At 60.9% G+C, this 14,825-nt stretch carries 14 protein-coding genes; 6 read left to right on the forward strand and 8 right to left on the reverse strand.

Features of this window, described 5'->3' with window-relative positions; genetic code table 11:
• Positions 1-171: 171 nt before the first annotated feature.
• Genes G5533_RS16065 through G5533_RS16090 form a run of 6 tightly spaced genes read right to left on the reverse strand, consistent with a single transcriptional unit; the run spans position 172 to position 4,999 of the window.
• Positions 172-1,350, reverse strand: coding sequence for a hypothetical protein (locus tag G5533_RS16065; RefSeq protein ID WP_421298890.1), 1,179 nt, complete (start codon positions 1,348-1,350; stop codon positions 172-174).
• Between the two features lie 2 nt (positions 1,351-1,352).
• Positions 1,353-2,015, reverse strand: a complete 663-nt coding sequence (locus G5533_RS16070) for an energy transducer TonB (RefSeq protein ID WP_005339371.1) — start codon at positions 2,013-2,015, stop codon at positions 1,353-1,355.
• Positions 2,012-2,413, reverse strand: coding sequence for an ExbD/TolR family protein (locus tag G5533_RS16075; RefSeq protein ID WP_005339369.1), 402 nt, complete (start codon positions 2,411-2,413; stop codon positions 2,012-2,014). Before G5533_RS16075 ends, G5533_RS16070 begins: the two co-directional genes overlap by 4 nt.
• Positions 2,410-2,940, reverse strand: a complete 531-nt coding sequence (locus G5533_RS16080) for a MotA/TolQ/ExbB proton channel family protein (RefSeq protein WP_005339367.1) — start codon at positions 2,938-2,940, stop codon at positions 2,410-2,412. The genes G5533_RS16075 and G5533_RS16080 overlap by 4 nt, the downstream gene beginning before the upstream one ends.
• On the reverse strand, positions 2,937-4,241 hold the full coding sequence (locus G5533_RS16085; RefSeq protein ID WP_257691535.1) for a MotA/TolQ/ExbB proton channel family protein: 1,305 nt from the start codon (positions 4,239-4,241) through the stop codon (positions 2,937-2,939). The genes G5533_RS16080 and G5533_RS16085 overlap by 4 nt, the downstream gene beginning before the upstream one ends.
• A complete protein-coding gene (locus G5533_RS16090; RefSeq protein WP_216979813.1) occupies positions 4,238-4,999 on the reverse strand; it encodes a DUF3450 domain-containing protein in 762 nt (253 codons plus the stop codon). Before G5533_RS16090 ends, G5533_RS16085 begins: the two co-directional genes overlap by 4 nt.
• A 210-nt stretch (positions 5,000-5,209) precedes the next feature.
• On the opposite strand from G5533_RS16090, the gene G5533_RS16095 reads away from it, so the two are divergent.
• Positions 5,210-5,986: a helix-turn-helix transcriptional regulator gene (locus G5533_RS16095; protein WP_216952456.1), complete on the forward strand. Its 777-nt coding sequence runs from the start codon at positions 5,210-5,212 to the stop codon at positions 5,984-5,986.
• Between the two features lie 59 nt (positions 5,987-6,045).
• Here G5533_RS16095 and glmS read toward each other — a convergent pair whose 3' ends face one another.
• Both glmS and G5533_RS16105 read right to left on the reverse strand, forming a co-directional pair.
• Complete coding sequence (gene glmS / locus G5533_RS16100) at positions 6,046-7,878, reverse strand: glutamine--fructose-6-phosphate transaminase (isomerizing) (protein ID WP_005355853.1); 1,833 nt, start codon at positions 7,876-7,878, stop codon at positions 6,046-6,048.
• A gap of 55 nt (positions 7,879-7,933) precedes the next feature.
• On the reverse strand, positions 7,934-8,707 hold the full coding sequence (locus G5533_RS16105; protein ID WP_421209781.1) for a DeoR/GlpR family DNA-binding transcription regulator: 774 nt from the start codon (positions 8,705-8,707) through the stop codon (positions 7,934-7,936).
• A 122-nt stretch (positions 8,708-8,829) separates the two neighbouring features.
• Here G5533_RS16105 and blrA point away from each other — a divergent pair, with 122 nt between their 5' ends.
• From blrA to G5533_RS16130, 5 genes are all read left to right on the forward strand, one after another.
• On the forward strand, positions 8,830-9,504 hold the full coding sequence (blrA, locus tag G5533_RS16110; protein ID WP_157161682.1) for a beta-lactam response regulator transcription factor BlrA: 675 nt from the start codon (positions 8,830-8,832) through the stop codon (positions 9,502-9,504).
• Entirely contained in the window at positions 9,501-10,922 is a 1,422-nt protein-coding gene (gene blrB, locus G5533_RS16115; RefSeq protein ID WP_421223931.1) for a beta-lactam sensor histidine kinase BlrB, read from the forward strand. The genes blrA and blrB overlap by 4 nt, the downstream gene beginning before the upstream one ends.
• 83 nt (positions 10,923-11,005) lie before the next feature.
• Complete coding sequence (gene blaOXA / locus G5533_RS16120; protein WP_263085054.1) at positions 11,006-11,800, forward strand: OXA-12 family class D beta-lactamase; 795 nt, start codon at positions 11,006-11,008, stop codon at positions 11,798-11,800.
• Positions 11,801-11,920: 120 nt separating this feature from the next.
• Entirely contained in the window at positions 11,921-13,270 is a 1,350-nt protein-coding gene (gene creD / locus G5533_RS16125) for a cell envelope integrity protein CreD (RefSeq protein ID WP_421255589.1), read from the forward strand.
• Between the two features lie 134 nt (positions 13,271-13,404).
• Positions 13,405-14,802: a DUF4832 domain-containing protein gene (locus G5533_RS16130; protein ID WP_421236156.1), complete on the forward strand. Its 1,398-nt coding sequence runs from the start codon at positions 13,405-13,407 to the stop codon at positions 14,800-14,802.
• The last annotated feature ends 23 nt before the right edge of the window (positions 14,803-14,825 follow it).

The raw sequence follows: 14,825 nt of genomic DNA on the forward strand, positions 1-14,825 counted from the left end.
TTCGGCGCCCACTTCGCTAGGAAGCTGGCTCATCAGTCCGGCGTGTTCCGCCGTGCTGGTAGGGGCGCATTATAGGGAGCCGCGCCGGGATGACAAGGGCTTTTTGCAAAAATGCGTTCTTTTGCTGAAAAAGCGAACTGAACACCCCAAAACAGCCCATTGGCACCTCTTTTACGCTGCTTTTTTGCTCAATTCTTCGCTTTGTGCCCGGATATAGTTGACCCAGCTGGTTGCCTTCTGCTGCCAGTTATCCTGTTGCTGCAGCTCACGGGCCAGTTCCAGCGCCTGGGCATACTGCTCCTTATTAAGGTGTGCCTGCACCAGCAACGCTTTGGCACGATTGCCTTGCTCGCCCTTCACCGACTTGATGGCAGCGAGCTGGGTCATGGCAGCATCTGTCTTGCCCTGTTGCAGCAGCAGTTCGGCGGCGCGCATGGCGGCTTTGGGCTGACCGTGCTGGTTGGCGAGCAGCTGCCAGCTATCGACCGCTTGTGACCACTCCCGGGCTCCTTCCCACAATTGGGCCAGCAGTTGGCGGTTTTCAGCACTTTGCTTCATCTGTCCCTTGGCCATGGCCGCCTCCAGCAGACGGGCACCACGATAAGGCAGCCCTTGCCAGGCATAGAGGCGGATCAGCTGGTTGCGGGCTGACGCGTCATCCATCTGTTTTCTGTCAATGGCAGTCTGCAGCAGCGCCAACGCCTGATCCCCACGTTTGGCGGAGAGGTTGAGCGACACCGACTGCTGCCACCATTTGCTCTCTTTGGGTTCGTGGCTGATCAACTCAGCCGCCTGCTCGGCAGCCACGCCATAACGTTGCTGGGCGGTGAGGGCGGAGAGACGAATAATGGCGGCCTGCTTCTGCCAACCCTTCTTCAACAACTGTTCGCTCTGGCTGGCGGCGTCACCGTACTGCTTGTTGTGGTAATAGAGGCCGGCCAGACGCAGGCGCAGTGCATCGTCTTGCTTCAGTGCCAGTGCCGCCTTGTAGCTGGCAATGGCACCAGACCAGTTGGATTGCTGGGCCTGAATATCGCCGCGCAGTCGCAGCAGCTGGAGCTGTTGCTGCTCGGGCCACTCTTTATAGGCAAGAGCCTGTTCGACATAACGGCTCGCCTGGGCGGTCTGTTGCAGATTGGCCGCCAGCGAGGCTTGCAACTGCGCCAGCCAGGCATGCTCGGCATCGCTATTTGGCTTGAGGCCGGACGCCTTGCTCTGGGCTTGTTGCCACTGACCGGACTGATAGAGCTTCATCACGGGTTCAAGCTGACGGGAGAAGTGAGGGCTGACCTCCATCGCCAGACAGGCTTGGCCGACCAGGGCCAGCAGACAGATCCAGATCCGCAACATAGTTATGACTCCAGTTTGAATTTGAGCGTGATGACTTGCACCAGCTTGTCGGTAGCGCCCGGTCTCGGCTGATAGCGCCACTTGTTGATCGCCTGAATGGCTGCCCGCTCGAACTGACGCTTGGGTTTGGCCTCGACCACTTCCACATCCTGCACGCCACCTTCCGCATTCACGCTAAAGCGCAGAGTGACGAAACCTTCGATCCCTGACTGCTGGGCACGATAGGGGTAGACCGGCTCGATCCGTTGCAGCGGCATCAGCATGTCACCGGCGCCGATACCCGCTCCCTGCTGCTGGCCGTGGTAGTTGCCACTCAATACCGGTGCGGTACTGGTCGCCACGCCGGGGGCATAGACCTGCACCGCACTGAGGCTGGAGACCAGATCCAGACTCGGCTCAACGGCCGCCAAGGGGGCTGCAGCGGGCATCGGCAGCGGTGTCGAGGCCAATGCAGCGGGAGGCTCTGGCAGAGGCTCGGGTTCCTGCGGTACCGGACGCTCGCGCACCTGCACCTCGGTCACCTCGTTCTGCATATTGATGACAATGGGCTTCTGCTCGCTCGCCACCTTCTCGCCTCTGGGCGGTTCAACCAGCGTGGCCATAAACAGCAGGATGCCCAGACTGAGGGCAATCCCCAGCCCCAGGCTCATCAGCTTGTATTTCATTTCGGCGCCACCGCCACAGCGATATTGGCGATGCCTGCCGCCTTGGCCTCATCCATCACCCGCACCACCTTGCCATGGGGCACTCGCTCGTCGGCCTGGATCACCAGACTGGCATCGGGCTGCTCCGCCAGCAGACGGGCGATGGTGGCCTGTACCCGCTCTACATCGATCTGCTTGCGGTCGAGGAAGATCTGACCCTGAGCCCCGATCGCCAGCATGATGCTGGAAGATTTCTGCGCCTTGGCCTGACTGGCCTGGGGTCTGTGTACCTCGAGTCCGGCTTCGCGCACAAAGGAGGTGGTGACAATAAAGAAGATCAGCATGATGAACACGATATCCAGCATGGGGGTCATGTCGATCTGCACTTCGTCACGCTGGCGTTTGGATTGCCGTCTCATTGCATTACCTTCTCTTCTCGCAGGCCGTCCCGGGTCTTGGCCAGCGCACGCTTGGCCTGACTCTCGAGCCGACTGAGTAACAACACGCCGGAGAGCGCCACCACCATGCCTGCCATGGTGGGGATAGTGGCGCGGGAGATCCCGCCCGCCATGCTCTCCGGGTTAAAGCGGTTGGCCGCAGCCAACGCATCGAATACGCCGATCATGCCGGTCACAGTGCCCAGCAGCCCCAGCATGGGGCAGAGCACCACTAGGGTGCGGATGAAGATCAGATGACGGTTCAGTTCCAGCTCCGCCTGCGCCAGCCAGCGGCTGCGGATCGCCCGGGCGTGCCAACTGTGGCGCTCGCTGCGCGCCTGCCAGCGGCCGAGCAGCTGTTGCTGCAGCGGGCCGAAACCCAGATTGAGGTAGAGCAACCGCTCGATCATCAAAATCCACATCAGCACCAGCAGGGCCAGAATGACCCAGAGCACCGGGCCGCCACGGCCCATGAAGCTCTGCAGCTGTTGCCAGATGTCGAGCATCATGCTGCTCGCTCCATCCCGCCGTTATTGCTCTCGGCACGCTCCGCCAGAATGCCGGCTACCTGCTGCTCCAGCACATTGGAGAGCTCGGTGAAGCGGGATTGCAGCAGGCTGTGAGCCAGGATCAGCGGAATTGCCGCAACCAGACCCTGTACCGTGGTAACCAGCGCCATGGAGATGCCGCCCGCCATGATCTTGGGATCGCCGGTGCCAAACTGGGTGATGGCCTGGAAGGTGCCGATCATCCCGGTTACGGTACCGAGCAGACCCAGCATGGGGGCGATGGCCGCGATTACCTTGACCATGCCGATACCGCGCTCCATACGAGGAGTCTCCTGCAGGATCGCCTCATCAAGACGCAGCTCGAGGGTCTCCATGCTCAGCTCGGGGTGTTTGTCTGCTACCGTCAGCACCCGGCCGAGGGCGTTGTCGGCGTGATACTCGCCGCTCTTGAGCTGGCGGCGCACCAGAGTAAGTTCGCGGGAGAGACTCCACAGCCGTACCGCAGCAATTCCCAAACCGATAGCGGCCAGCAGCACGATAATGGCGCCGACCTGACCACCTTGCTGTACCTGCTGCCAGAAGGTGGGTGCCTGTGCCAGCATCGCCAGCAGAGTGCCATGAGAAGGATCCAGCGGCAGCGCTTCCCCTTCCTGACCCTGATAAGCCGCAACGGCAGAGAGCACACTACCGGGCAGACCCAGTACCGGGCTCAAGCCTTCGGCGGTCGGTTGCAGGAAGCCTTCGCTCCCCAGCAGGGCAAAACTGCCAACCCGGGTCAGCGACTGCTCGCTGGCAGCCCCCTGGGCATCGAGCACCTTGCCGTTGAACTGGGCAATCCGGCCAGATTCGCGGATCTCCTGCAGCAGCGTGGCGGGCAGCAGGGCGAGAGCGGCACGATCCGGCACCTGTTTATCCTGTGCCATGGCTTTCAGCGGGGCGAGACGCTCCGGGTACTGGCCCTCGACGGCGGATTCGCTCAGCAGCTTGACCGCATCGCTGGCGCCCTGACGGGTGACCGCGAAGATCTCGTTCATGTCGCCGGAGGCTTGCTCCCACTGGGCGTTAAGCTCGACCAGCTGCTTCTCGTTGCTGGCGAACTTGCCAGCCAGCTCCTTGCTCAGGCGCTGGGCCTCGGCCAGTCTGGCACGGGCAGTGCCGAGCTCCTTGGCAACGGTCGCCAGATCTTGCTGAGCCTGCTGTTCACGAGCCTGTTCCTGCTGCTGCCACTCATCGGCGACAGCGGCGTTGGTACCGCAGAAGAGGGCAATAAGGAGGGGGAACCACTTCATGGTGACTCTCATGATTGGGCCTCCTGACTGCGGCTGACAGAGAGGGGGACATTGAGCAACTGGGGAACTTTCTTGTCGGCGGCCACATCCATTGCCTCGGCGATAGGGGAGAGCCACTGGCTATCGAGGGCTTGCCACTGCTTCGCCTCGGCAGACCAGCGCCATGCCTGACTGCGATCGGCCGTCATTGCCAGCAGGGAGACCCGACCCAGCGCCAGCACATCGACCCGACGAGGAGCACCATCCAGCTCCAGCTCGGCGGAATAGCTGTCCATCCGGCTGCCGTACTCGGCTTCGATCTGATAGGCCTGCAGCAGCTGACGGAATTTCTCTGCCTCGCTAACGTCTGCGCGGGCCAGGGTCGCTTTCAACTGTTCAACCCGCGCCAAACGATCTTCCTTGCGCAGCGGGATGTCGTTTTGCACCAGCAGTTCCAGATCTGCCTGCATCTGCAACATCAGCGGGATCAAGCCCTGACGGGTCTCTTGCACCGCTTCCAGCTGCTGACTCAATTTACCCAGCTCATTTTGCTGATCGGCCACCAGAGATTGCATGTAGCGGTTGTAGGCTTCGAGGTCGCGCAGTTGCAGCTGGGCATTTTGCAGCTCCAGTCGTGCGGCAACGGCGGCATCGGCGGCTTTTTCCACCCGCTGCTGGGAGGCTTTCCCGGCAGCTATGCTGTTCTTGAGGGCGGGAGCAACCAGCTCATCCCCGATGGCAGCAAAGTGGACTGACAGTGGCAGCAGGGCCACACCCCATAATTTGTTCATTGAAATACATCTTACTAATGATAACTATTATCATTATCTCAAATGCGGGGCGGACTGGCAACGAGAGGATTTTCTTGGCCTTTATGCACAAAAACAGGATAATTTTTAGACACGCACGGAATAAGTGGCGCCAATAGCCACCGCACAAATATAAATAACGAGAAAAAATCTTTTCGATCAGTGTGATAGAGATCGAAAAAGGAGAAAGTCATGCTCAACGATGCGATCTGGGAACATATCGACAAGTTCACCAAGGCAACAAAAACCAGCGATATCCAGCAACAACTGGAACGCTTCAGTCATCAAATGGGCTTTGATTACTTCCGGCTGTTGATTATTTTCCCCATCAGCATGCAGAAATCCCACGTGGCACTGTTCAACAACTGTCCGACCAGCTGGTTTGACGCCTACAGCGAAAACCAGTATCTGACCCAGGATCCGGTGGTCTATCTGGGGCTGAAACAGACCCAGCCTATCTTCTGGAACAAACTCGACTGCGACTCGCCCTGGCTACCCAGCGCCAGCCGCGACGTGATGAACCTGGCTGCCGATTTCGGGGTGCGCAACGGCGTATCCTTCCCGCTCCACACCCCGCAGGGGGAGCACGGTATCCTCTCATTCATCACCAAGGAGAAGTCCAACTCTGATCTGATGTTTGAAAACGTTCCCTTGCTGTCATTCTGCGCCAGCTACATCTTCAACTCCGCGCTGCAACTGATCAAAAGCCGGCCTGACCTGATGAAGTACCTGACCGAACTGTCGGATCGGGAGAAGGAGTGCCTGTTCTGGGCAAGCGAGGGCAAGACCTCCTGGGAGATCGCCACCATCCTCGGCATCAGTGAGCGGACGGTCAACTTTCACCTGACCCAGGTGACCAACAAGACCGACTCGAAGAACCGCAGTCAAGCCATCGCCAAAGGGATCACCAGCGGCATCATTGTGCCCTCCCTCGACGAGGTCACCATCACCAACCTGCGGCTGTCGTAACCCCTCAGCCGAAACAAAAAGAGCCGCAATTGCGGCTCTTTATCATTTAAGAAAGTGACTTACTCGACGGTCACCGATTTTGCCAGGTTGCGCGGCTGGTCGACGTCGGTGCCCTTGATCAGGGCAACGTGATAGGAGAGCAGCTGCAGCGGCACGGTATAGACAATGGGGGCGATCACCTCTTCCACATGGTTGAGGTTCATGACCCGCATGGTCTCGTCGCTCTTGAAGCCGGTATCGGCATCGGCGAACACGTAGAGGATACCGCCACGGGCGCGCACCTCTTCCACGTTGGACTTGAGCTTCTCCAGCAGATCGTTGTTCGGCGCCACCACAATAATGGGCATTTCGGCATCGATCAGCGCCAGCGGGCCGTGCTTCAGTTCGCCAGCGGCGTAAGCTTCGGCGTGGATGTAGGAGATCTCTTTGAGCTTGAGCGCCCCCTCCATGGCGATGGGGTACTGGCTGCCACGGCCGAGGAACAGGCTGTGCTGCTTGTCGGCAAACTCTTCGGCCAGGGTTTCGATATCCTTGGCCAGTGCCAGGCTCTCTTTAATACGCAGCGGCAGGGCTTGCAGCGCCTTGACCAGTTCGGCTTCGGCGGCGGCGCTCAGGTGGCCACGGCAGTGACCGACCGAGGCCACCAACATCAGCAGGCCAGCCAGCTGGGTGGTAAACGCCTTGGTGGAGGCCACGCCGATTTCGGCACCGGCGCGGGTCATGAAAGCCAGATCCGATTCACGCACCAGCGAGGAGCCCGGCACGTTGCAGATAGCCAGCGAGCTCATGTAGCCGGATTCCTTGGCCAGACGCAGCGCCGCCAGGGTATCGGCAGTCTCGCCACTCTGGGAGAGGGTCACCAGCAGGCTGTTGGGGCGCACTACCGATTTGCGATAGCGGAACTCGGAGGCGATCTCCACATCGCAGGAGACGCCAGCGATCTCTTCGAACCAGTAGCGAGCCACCATGCCGGAGTGATAGGAGGTGCCGCAGGCGACGATCTGCACGTGCTCGACCTTGTCAAAGATGGCGCGAGCGCCGTTGCCGAACGATTCGACCACCACGTGATCGCTGCCCAGACGCCCTTCCAGGGTGTTGGTGATCGCTTTGGGTTGCTCGTGGATCTCTTTGAGCATGTAATGACGGTATTCGCCCTTGTCACCGGCATCGTGGGAGAGTTCGGACTCCTGCTCTTCACGCACCACGGCGTTACCGTTGGTATCGAAGATATGCACATCGCGACGGGTCACTTCGGCCACATCACCCTCTTCCAGGAAGATGAAGCGACGGGTCACCGGCAGCAGCGCCATCTGGTCGGAGGCGATAAAGTTCTCGCCGATACCGCGGCCGATCACCAGCGGTGAACCGGAACGGGCCACCACCACGCGGCTGTCGTCGCGGCTGTCCATCACCACGGTACCGTAGGCACCGCGCAGCTGCTTCACCGCAGTTTGCATGGCGGCCAGCAGGCTGCCGGCGCTCTTCAGCTCGTGATGGACCAGATGGGCAATCACCTCGGTATCGGTGTCGGAGCTGAACACATAACCCAGCGCCTTCAATTCTTCCCGCAGCTCTTCGTGGTTCTCGATGATGCCGTTGTGCACCACCACGATATGCTCGGAGACGTGGGGGTGGGCATTGCGCTCGGAAGGCTCGCCGTGAGTGGCCCAGCGGGTATGGGCGATGCCGGTACCACCATGGACGGACTGCTCGTCGAGCGCCTTGGCCAGCTCGGCCACCTTGCCCAGACGGCGAACCCGCTGCAACGGCTGGTTGGCGCTGAACACGGCCACACCGGCTGAGTCATAACCGCGGTACTCCAGACGGCGCAGGCCCTCTACCAGAATTTCAGCCACATCACGTTGGGCAACAGCCCCGACGATGCCACACATACACTTCTCCTTGAGATGCAAATCGTAAAGTCAGTTGGATGGTTCAGAGCTCGTGTCAGCAAGTGACCGGGGCGCAGATAAGCGTCACCCCCTGGGCTTGAATCTGTTCTCTGGCCTCGCTGGCCAGCCCCTCGTCGGTCACCAGGGTATGGATGCTCGACCAGGGAAGTTCGAGATTGGGGATCTTGCGGCCGATCTTTTCCGATTCGACCATCACAATGACCTCCCGCGATACCTCGGCCATGACCCGCGACAGGCCCACCAGCTCGTTGAAGGTGGTGGTGCCACGCTCCGGGTCGATGCCGTCGGCACCGATAAAGAGCTGGTCGAAGTCGTAGGAGCGCAACACCTGTTCCGCCACCTGCCCCTGGAAGGATTCGGAGTGAGGGTCCCAAGTGCCACCGGTCATTAACAGGGTAGGCTCATTTTCCAGCTCGCGCAGGGCACCGGCCACATTGAGGGAGTTGGTCATCACTATGAGGCCGCGCTTGTTGCCCAGCATGGGGATCATGGCGCTGGTGGTGCTGCCGCTGTCGATGATGACGCGGTTGTGATCACGCAGCCGCTCGGCCGCCGAACGGGCAATAGCTAACTTTCGGTTCGAAACTTGTTCAGGGTTGACCTCGACCACCATCTCGTTTGGCAAGGGAACGGCACCACCGTAACGGCGCAGCAGCAGACCGCCGGTCTCCAGTACCGCCAGATCTTTACGGATGGTCACTTCGGAGGTAGAAAAGTGTTTGGCAAGGGCGTCGACGCTCACTTCACCCTGCTCTTGTACCAGGGTCACTATGGTGTGGCGGCGTTGTTGAGTATTACGTTTGGTCATTTTTAAGTTTCGATTCGAAAGAACATCGAAATATTAGCCCCTTTTTCGGAAAAATAAAACAGCAAATAGGATCCGATTTGGTTCGATGCCAGAATGGGGTGCCAATTTACGACGAGGATGCCATGCAAAAGAGAGTCATCTGGCTGGTGGAGGATGAGGCCAGCATCGCCGACACCCTGATTTACGCCCTGCAGACCGACGGGTTCGAGGTGGAGTGGTTCATGCTGGGCCAGCAGTTGCTGACACGACTGGAACAGACGCGACCCGACTTCCTGATCCTCGATGTGGGGCTGCCCGACATCAGCGGCTTCGAACTCTGCAAGCAGGTGAGGGCGCTGACCGATATCCCCCTGATGTTCCTCACCGCCCGCAGCGAGGAGATAGACCGACTGATCGGGCTGGAGATCGGTGCCGACGACTATGTGGCCAAACCCTTCTCGCCACGGGAAGTGTGTGCCCGGGTGCGGGTCATCCTGCGCCGCAGCCAGCCGGTCGCCCCCCAGCCCAGCACCCTGCTGGTACTGGATGAGCAGCGGGCCCGCATTCACTTTCGCGGCCAACCGCTGGCCCTCACCCGCTACGAATATCTACTGCTCAAGACCCTGATGCAGGCGCCGGGGCGGGTCTACTCCCGCCAGCAGCTGATGGATCTGGTGTGGCAGGATGCGGAGGAGAGTCTTGATCGCACCGTCGATACCCACATCAAGACCATCCGCGCCAAGCTGCGCGAACATGATCCAGAAGCCAACCTGATCCTCACCCACCGCGGGCTGGGCTACAGCCTGGAGCTGGCATGAGACTCGGGTTGCAACTGCTGTGCGGCCTGCTGCTGATCTTCGCGCTGGCCGCCTGGTTTGTACTGGAGATCTTCGTCGAGGAGATAAAACCCGGGGTGCGCAGCGCCACCGAGGATACTCTGGTCGACATGACCCAGCTGCTGGCGCCGCTCGCCCTCGATGATCTGCAAGAGGGCAATATGATGAACGGGCGGTTGGCCAGCGCCTTCGCCCGCCTCAACCAGAATCCCATCAATGCGATGATCGATGGCCACCTCAAGCAGCAGGCGGAGTACCGCATCTATGTCACTGACCAGAAGGGGATGGTGATTTACGACTCCGACGGCACGGATCTGGGCAAGGATTATTCCCGCTGGAACGATGTCTACCGCACTCTGCGTGGCCAGTATGGCGCCCGCAGCACCCGCACCGATCCCGACGATGCCGCCAGCTCGACCATGTATGTGGCGGCACCGCTGAGGGAAGGGGCCGAGATCATCGGCTCCCTCACCGTCGCCAAACCCAACCGCACCCTGATGCCCGCCATCGAGCGGGGGGAACAGGAGCTGCTGCGGGCCGGCGGCCAGATGTTGCTCATCTCACTGCTGATCGGCAGCCTGCTGGTATGGTGGCTCAACCGCGCCATCGGCAAGCTGGTGCACTACGCCGACTCGGTCAGCAAGGGGGAGGTGGCACCGCTGCCACGGCTGCACACCGTCGAGCTGGATCGGCTCGGCCGCTCGCTGGAGACCATGCGCCACCAGCTCGATGGCAAAAGCTACATCGAAGCCTATGTGCACAGCCTGACCCACGAGCTGAAGAGCCCGCTGGCCGCTATTCGCGGGGCAGGGGAGATTTTGGCCGAAACGCCGCCCCCCGAAGTTGCCAAACGCTTTATCGGCAACATCAATCTGGAAACCGCCCGCATGCAGCAGCTGATCGAGCGAATGCTGCAACTGGCGCGGCTGGAGTCGGGGCAGGGGCTAGATCGCCAGTCGGTGGAACCGGCAAAACTGGGCAAGCGCACCCTCGATGCTCGCCAGATTATTGCCCAGCGCCGTCAGGTGGCACTGGTAGCCGAGCTGGCCAGCGCGCCGAAACAGAAATGGGATCCACTGCTGGTGGAGCAGGCCATCGGCAACCTGCTAGACAACGCCATCGACTTCTCTCCCGCCAACGGGCTGGTCACCCTAAGCGGCAGCCAGCAGGAGGAGGGCTACTGTTTTCGGGTCACCGACTGCGGCCCCGGCATTCCCGACTACGCCCTGCCGCGCATCTTCGAGCGCTTCTACTCCCTGCCGCGCCCGGACAAGGGCAAGAGCAGCGGTCTGGGGCTCAGCTTCGCCCATGAAGTAGCCCACCAGCATGGCGGTCGTCTGACCCTGAGCAACCGGCCGGAAGGGGGCGCGCTGGCGGAACTCTGGCTGCCGTTCACCTAGTCACCGCCCTGCAACTTCACACTCCCCACACAAAGCGGCTATAGACTGCCGCTTTCTCTCATCCATTTGCTCAAGGAAATGCTATGTCCCGCCTGCTTCTCTCCAGCCTGCTGGCTGCCAGTTTGCTCGCAGCCCTGCCTGCCTCCGCCGCCAGCGGCTGCTTTCTCTATGCTGACGGCAACGGCCAGACCCTCTCCAGCGAAGGGGACTGCTCCAGCCAGCTGCCACCCGCGTCCACCTTCAAGATCCCGCTCGCGCTGATGGGTTACGACAGCGGCTATCTGGTGGATGAAGAGCATCCGGCACTGCCTTACAAACCGAGCTATGACGGCTGGCTGCCCGCCTGGCGTGAAACCACCACCCCGCGCCGCTGGGAAACCTACTCGGTGGTCTGGTTCTCCCAGCAGATCACCGAATGGCTGGGGATGGAGCGCTTCCAGCAATACGTCGACCGCTTCGACTACGGCAACCGGGATCTCTCCGGCAATCCGGGCAAACATGACGGCCTGACCCAGGCCTGGCTCAGCTCCAGCCTCGCCATCAGTCCGGAGGAGCAGGCTCGCTTCCTCGGCAAGATGCTGAGCGGCAAGCTGCCGGTCTCGGCGCAGACCCTGCAGTACACCGCCAATATCCTCAAGGTGAGCGAGATCGACGGCTGGCAGATCCACGGCAAAACCGGCATGGGCTACCCGAAGAAGCTGGATGGCAGCCTCAACCGCGATCAGCAGATTGGCTGGTTCGTCGGCTGGGCCAGCAAACCGGGCAAACAGCTGATCTTCGTCCATACCGTGGTGCAAAAGCCCGGCAAGCAGTTCGCCTCCCTCAAGGCGAAAGAAGAGGTGCTGGCCGCATTGCCCGGGAAGCTGAAGACCCTGTAATTCCTCCAGAAACCGGCGCAATGCCGGTTTTTTTATCCCCCTTCACCACCACTTCACACAAGCCCATCCCCCCTTCACGTCCGGCCGGCAGACTCACTCCATCCAACAAGGAGACGTGTCATGGTCAAACAGATATTCACCCACAAGATCTTTCTGCTGCTGTTGCTCAGCCTGCTGCTGATGGTACCGGTGCAATCCATCATGGAGCTGAACCGGGAGCGTCAGGCTTACCGCAGTCAGGCCATTCACAGCATCATGGCCAGCAGCAGCGGCCCGCAGCGACTGATGGGGCCCATTATCGTACAGCCCTATACCCGTTCGGTGACGGTCGAGCAGGAGGGCAAGCGCTTCGTCCGTCAGGAGCAGATCTACCGCTACCTGCTGCCGGAACAGCTGGACGTGCAGGCCATCATGGAGGTGACCCCGCGCAAGCTCGGCATTTATCAGGCGCAGGTCTATCAGACCCGGCTCTCCCTCTCCGGCCGTTTGCCGACAGCAGCTCAACTACAAGAGAGCGCGCCGCTCGCCGGGGATGATGAGCTGGTGGCAGGCAAACCCTACCTGAGTCTGGTACTCTCCGATGCCCGCGGTATCAACAGCGTCCCCGAACTGCAACTCGGCACACAGCGGATCCCGTTTGCCCCCGGCGCCCGCCTCGGTGATGCGCTCGCGGGTATCCATGCCCCGATCGACAGCCTGCCGCAGCAGGATGGCACCTTCCATCTGGAGCTCAATCTACAGGGGATGAACGCCCTCGACATAGTCCCGCTGGGCAAGGAGAGCACCCTGCAGCTGGCGGGCAACTGGCCCCACCCCAACTTTATCGGCGACTTCCTACCGGCCAGTCGCAGCCTCAATCAGGAGGGGTTCAACGCCAGCTGGCAGACCAGCTGGTTCGCCACCGATATGGAGAGCCGCTTCAACCGGGCGATGAACGGCGGGGAGGGCGTGTTGCCCACCTTCAGCGTCAGTCTGGTGCAACCGGTGGATCACTATCAGCTCAACGAGCGGGCGGCCAAATATGCCCTGCTCTTCATCGGTCTCACCTTTATCAGCTTCTTTATGTTCGAACTGCTCAAGGGGCTGCGGGTCCACCCGATCCAGTACGCGCTGGTGGGCATGGGGCTGGCCATCTTTTATCTGGTGCTACTGGCCCTGACTGAACACCTCGGCTTTGGCTGGGCCTATCTGGTGGCCGCGCTGGCCAGCGTGCTGCTCAACGGCTTCTACCTCAGCCATGTGCTGGGCGGCCCGAAGCAGGGGATCGGCTTTGCTGCGCTGCTCGGGCTGGTCTATGCCACTCTCTACAGCCTGCTGCAGGCCGAAGAGATCGCTCTGCTGCTAGGCGCCCTGCTGCTGTTCGCCACCCTGGCGCTGATCATGCTGCTGACCCGAAAGCTCGACTGGTATCAGGTGATGGGGCAACAGAGTGTCGAGTCCCGCCCAGCCGGACATGACAATGACGACTGAGGGCACAACCTCCGTCAATCTCTGACCTAGACAACAAAGGCTTCAGTCGGTTCTTCTCGAAAACAGCGGAACCGGCTGGGCCTTTGTCCGCCAATTTCCTAGCATGCAACCATGTTCCACAGGCGGACGATCACATGAAAATGCATCCGGGCAGGAACCTGCTCTATTCCGGCTTGCTATGGGCTCAGGGAACTCTGGCCGGTACCCTCACCATTCATCCCGAACCGGTCGACGACCTCTTGCACAATCCCGGCGTCGGTATCGAAGAGTTTCACAACAGCTGGGGTCATCCCCTCTCTCTGGCCGAACACCCGGTCAGTACGGTCGACTACTTCCGTTTCTACTGGAGCGAGCTGGAACCACGGGAGGGCGAATACAACTTTGCCCTGATCGACAGGGCCATCGATCAGGCACAGCACGCCACCCCGAAACAGTCGATCGCCCTCAGGGTCATGACCCTTGATGAGCCCTTCTCGGGCAGCAAGATCCCGGAGTGGCTTATCAACAAGGGGATTCGGGGAGAGTGGGTGAACAACCACCAGACCTTTGTGCCCGACTACAGCGACCCGCAGTTCCTCGCCCGTGCCACCCGGCTGTTTCAGGCGCTGGGTGCCCATTACGATGGCAACCCGGCGCTGAGTCATGTCGACATCGGCATGATAGGTTCATGGGGAGAGTGGCACATGAGCAACTTCCCTGGCCCGACGCTGGAACAGCGCTACAGCAGCGAGCAGCTCAAACCCTATGTTGACCTGCAGATGGCCGCTTTTCCGCGAACCCCCAAGCTGATGCTCATCAACAACCTGCCCATGTTTGAGTATGCCGTGGGCAAGGGAGCTGGCTGGCGGGCAGACTGCCTCGGCGACTGGCACCACTTCTCCCAAAATTGGAGCCACATGCGCAACGCCTACCCGGAACGACTGGCGAGCGCCCGCACCGATGTGGCGAACTTCGACTCCAGCTGGCAGCGGGCGCCGGTCAGTTTCGAGGTGTGCGGCAAGCTGAGCGAGTGGCCAGGCCAGCAGCAGTACACCATGGAGGAGGTCAAGGCCACCTTTGACTGGGCGCTGGCCCAACACGCCTCCACCATCAATCTCAAGTCGGATCCGGTTCCCCCCCAATATCGACCCATCGTCGACAATGCCCTGCGCAAGCTGGGCTATCGCATCGTGCTGGACCAGCTGACCCTAAAGGGAACCATGAAGCCGGGGGCTACCCTTACCCTCAACGGCGACTGGCACAACGACGGGGTAGCGCCGGCCTATCGCAACTGGCCGCTCACTTACCGGCTGGTCAACGAGGAAGGCCAGGTCGGCGCCATGCTGGTGACCCGCAACGACATGACCCGCTGGATCCCGGGCAGCAAGGCTACCACTCGCGACAGCCTGACCCTGCCGGGCCGGATGGCACGCGGTCACTACTATCTCGAGCTGGCCTTCATCGGTCAGGACAAGCAGCCCGCCCTGCAGCTCGGCATTGCCGGTCTGGAAGAGAGTGGCTGGTATCGTCTGGCCGAGATAGACATCCAGTAACGCAAGAGGGCTCCCGCAGGAGC

The organism is Aeromonas sp. A600620, assembly GCF_029479985.1.
GTDB lineage: Bacteria > Pseudomonadota > Gammaproteobacteria > Enterobacterales > Aeromonadaceae > Aeromonas > Aeromonas veronii_A.

Excerpts from the sequence above, each read along its gene's own strand:
- G5533_RS16065 (WP_421298890.1), bottom strand. The coding sequence starts at position 1,350 with ATGTTGCGGATCTGGATCTGTCTGCTGGCCCTGGTCGGCCAAGCCTGT.
- G5533_RS16070 (WP_005339371.1), bottom strand. The coding sequence starts at position 2,015 with ATGAAATACAAGCTGATGAGCCTGGGGCTGGGGATTGCCCTCAGTCTG.
- G5533_RS16075 (WP_005339369.1), bottom strand. The coding sequence starts at position 2,413 with ATGAGACGGCAATCCAAACGCCAGCGTGACGAAGTGCAGATCGACATG.
- G5533_RS16080 (WP_005339367.1), bottom strand. The coding sequence starts at position 2,940 with ATGATGCTCGACATCTGGCAACAGCTGCAGAGCTTCATGGGCCGTGGC.
- G5533_RS16085 (WP_257691535.1), bottom strand. The coding sequence starts at position 4,241 with ATGAGAGTCACCATGAAGTGGTTCCCCCTCCTTATTGCCCTCTTCTGC.
- G5533_RS16090 (WP_216979813.1), bottom strand. The coding sequence starts at position 4,999 with ATGAACAAATTATGGGGTGTGGCCCTGCTGCCACTGTCAGTCCACTTT.
- G5533_RS16095 (WP_216952456.1), top strand. The coding sequence starts at position 5,210 with ATGCTCAACGATGCGATCTGGGAACATATCGACAAGTTCACCAAGGCA.
- glmS (WP_005355853.1), bottom strand. The coding sequence starts at position 7,878 with ATGTGTGGCATCGTCGGGGCTGTTGCCCAACGTGATGTGGCTGAAATT.
- G5533_RS16105 (WP_421209781.1), bottom strand. The coding sequence starts at position 8,707 with ATGACCAAACGTAATACTCAACAACGCCGCCACACCATAGTGACCCTG.
- blrA (WP_157161682.1), top strand. The coding sequence starts at position 8,830 with ATGCAAAAGAGAGTCATCTGGCTGGTGGAGGATGAGGCCAGCATCGCC.
- blrB (WP_421223931.1), top strand. The coding sequence starts at position 9,501 with ATGAGACTCGGGTTGCAACTGCTGTGCGGCCTGCTGCTGATCTTCGCG.
- blaOXA (WP_263085054.1), top strand. The coding sequence starts at position 11,006 with ATGTCCCGCCTGCTTCTCTCCAGCCTGCTGGCTGCCAGTTTGCTCGCA.
- creD (WP_421255589.1), top strand. The coding sequence starts at position 11,921 with ATGGTCAAACAGATATTCACCCACAAGATCTTTCTGCTGCTGTTGCTC.
- G5533_RS16130 (WP_421236156.1), top strand. The coding sequence starts at position 13,405 with ATGAAAATGCATCCGGGCAGGAACCTGCTCTATTCCGGCTTGCTATGG.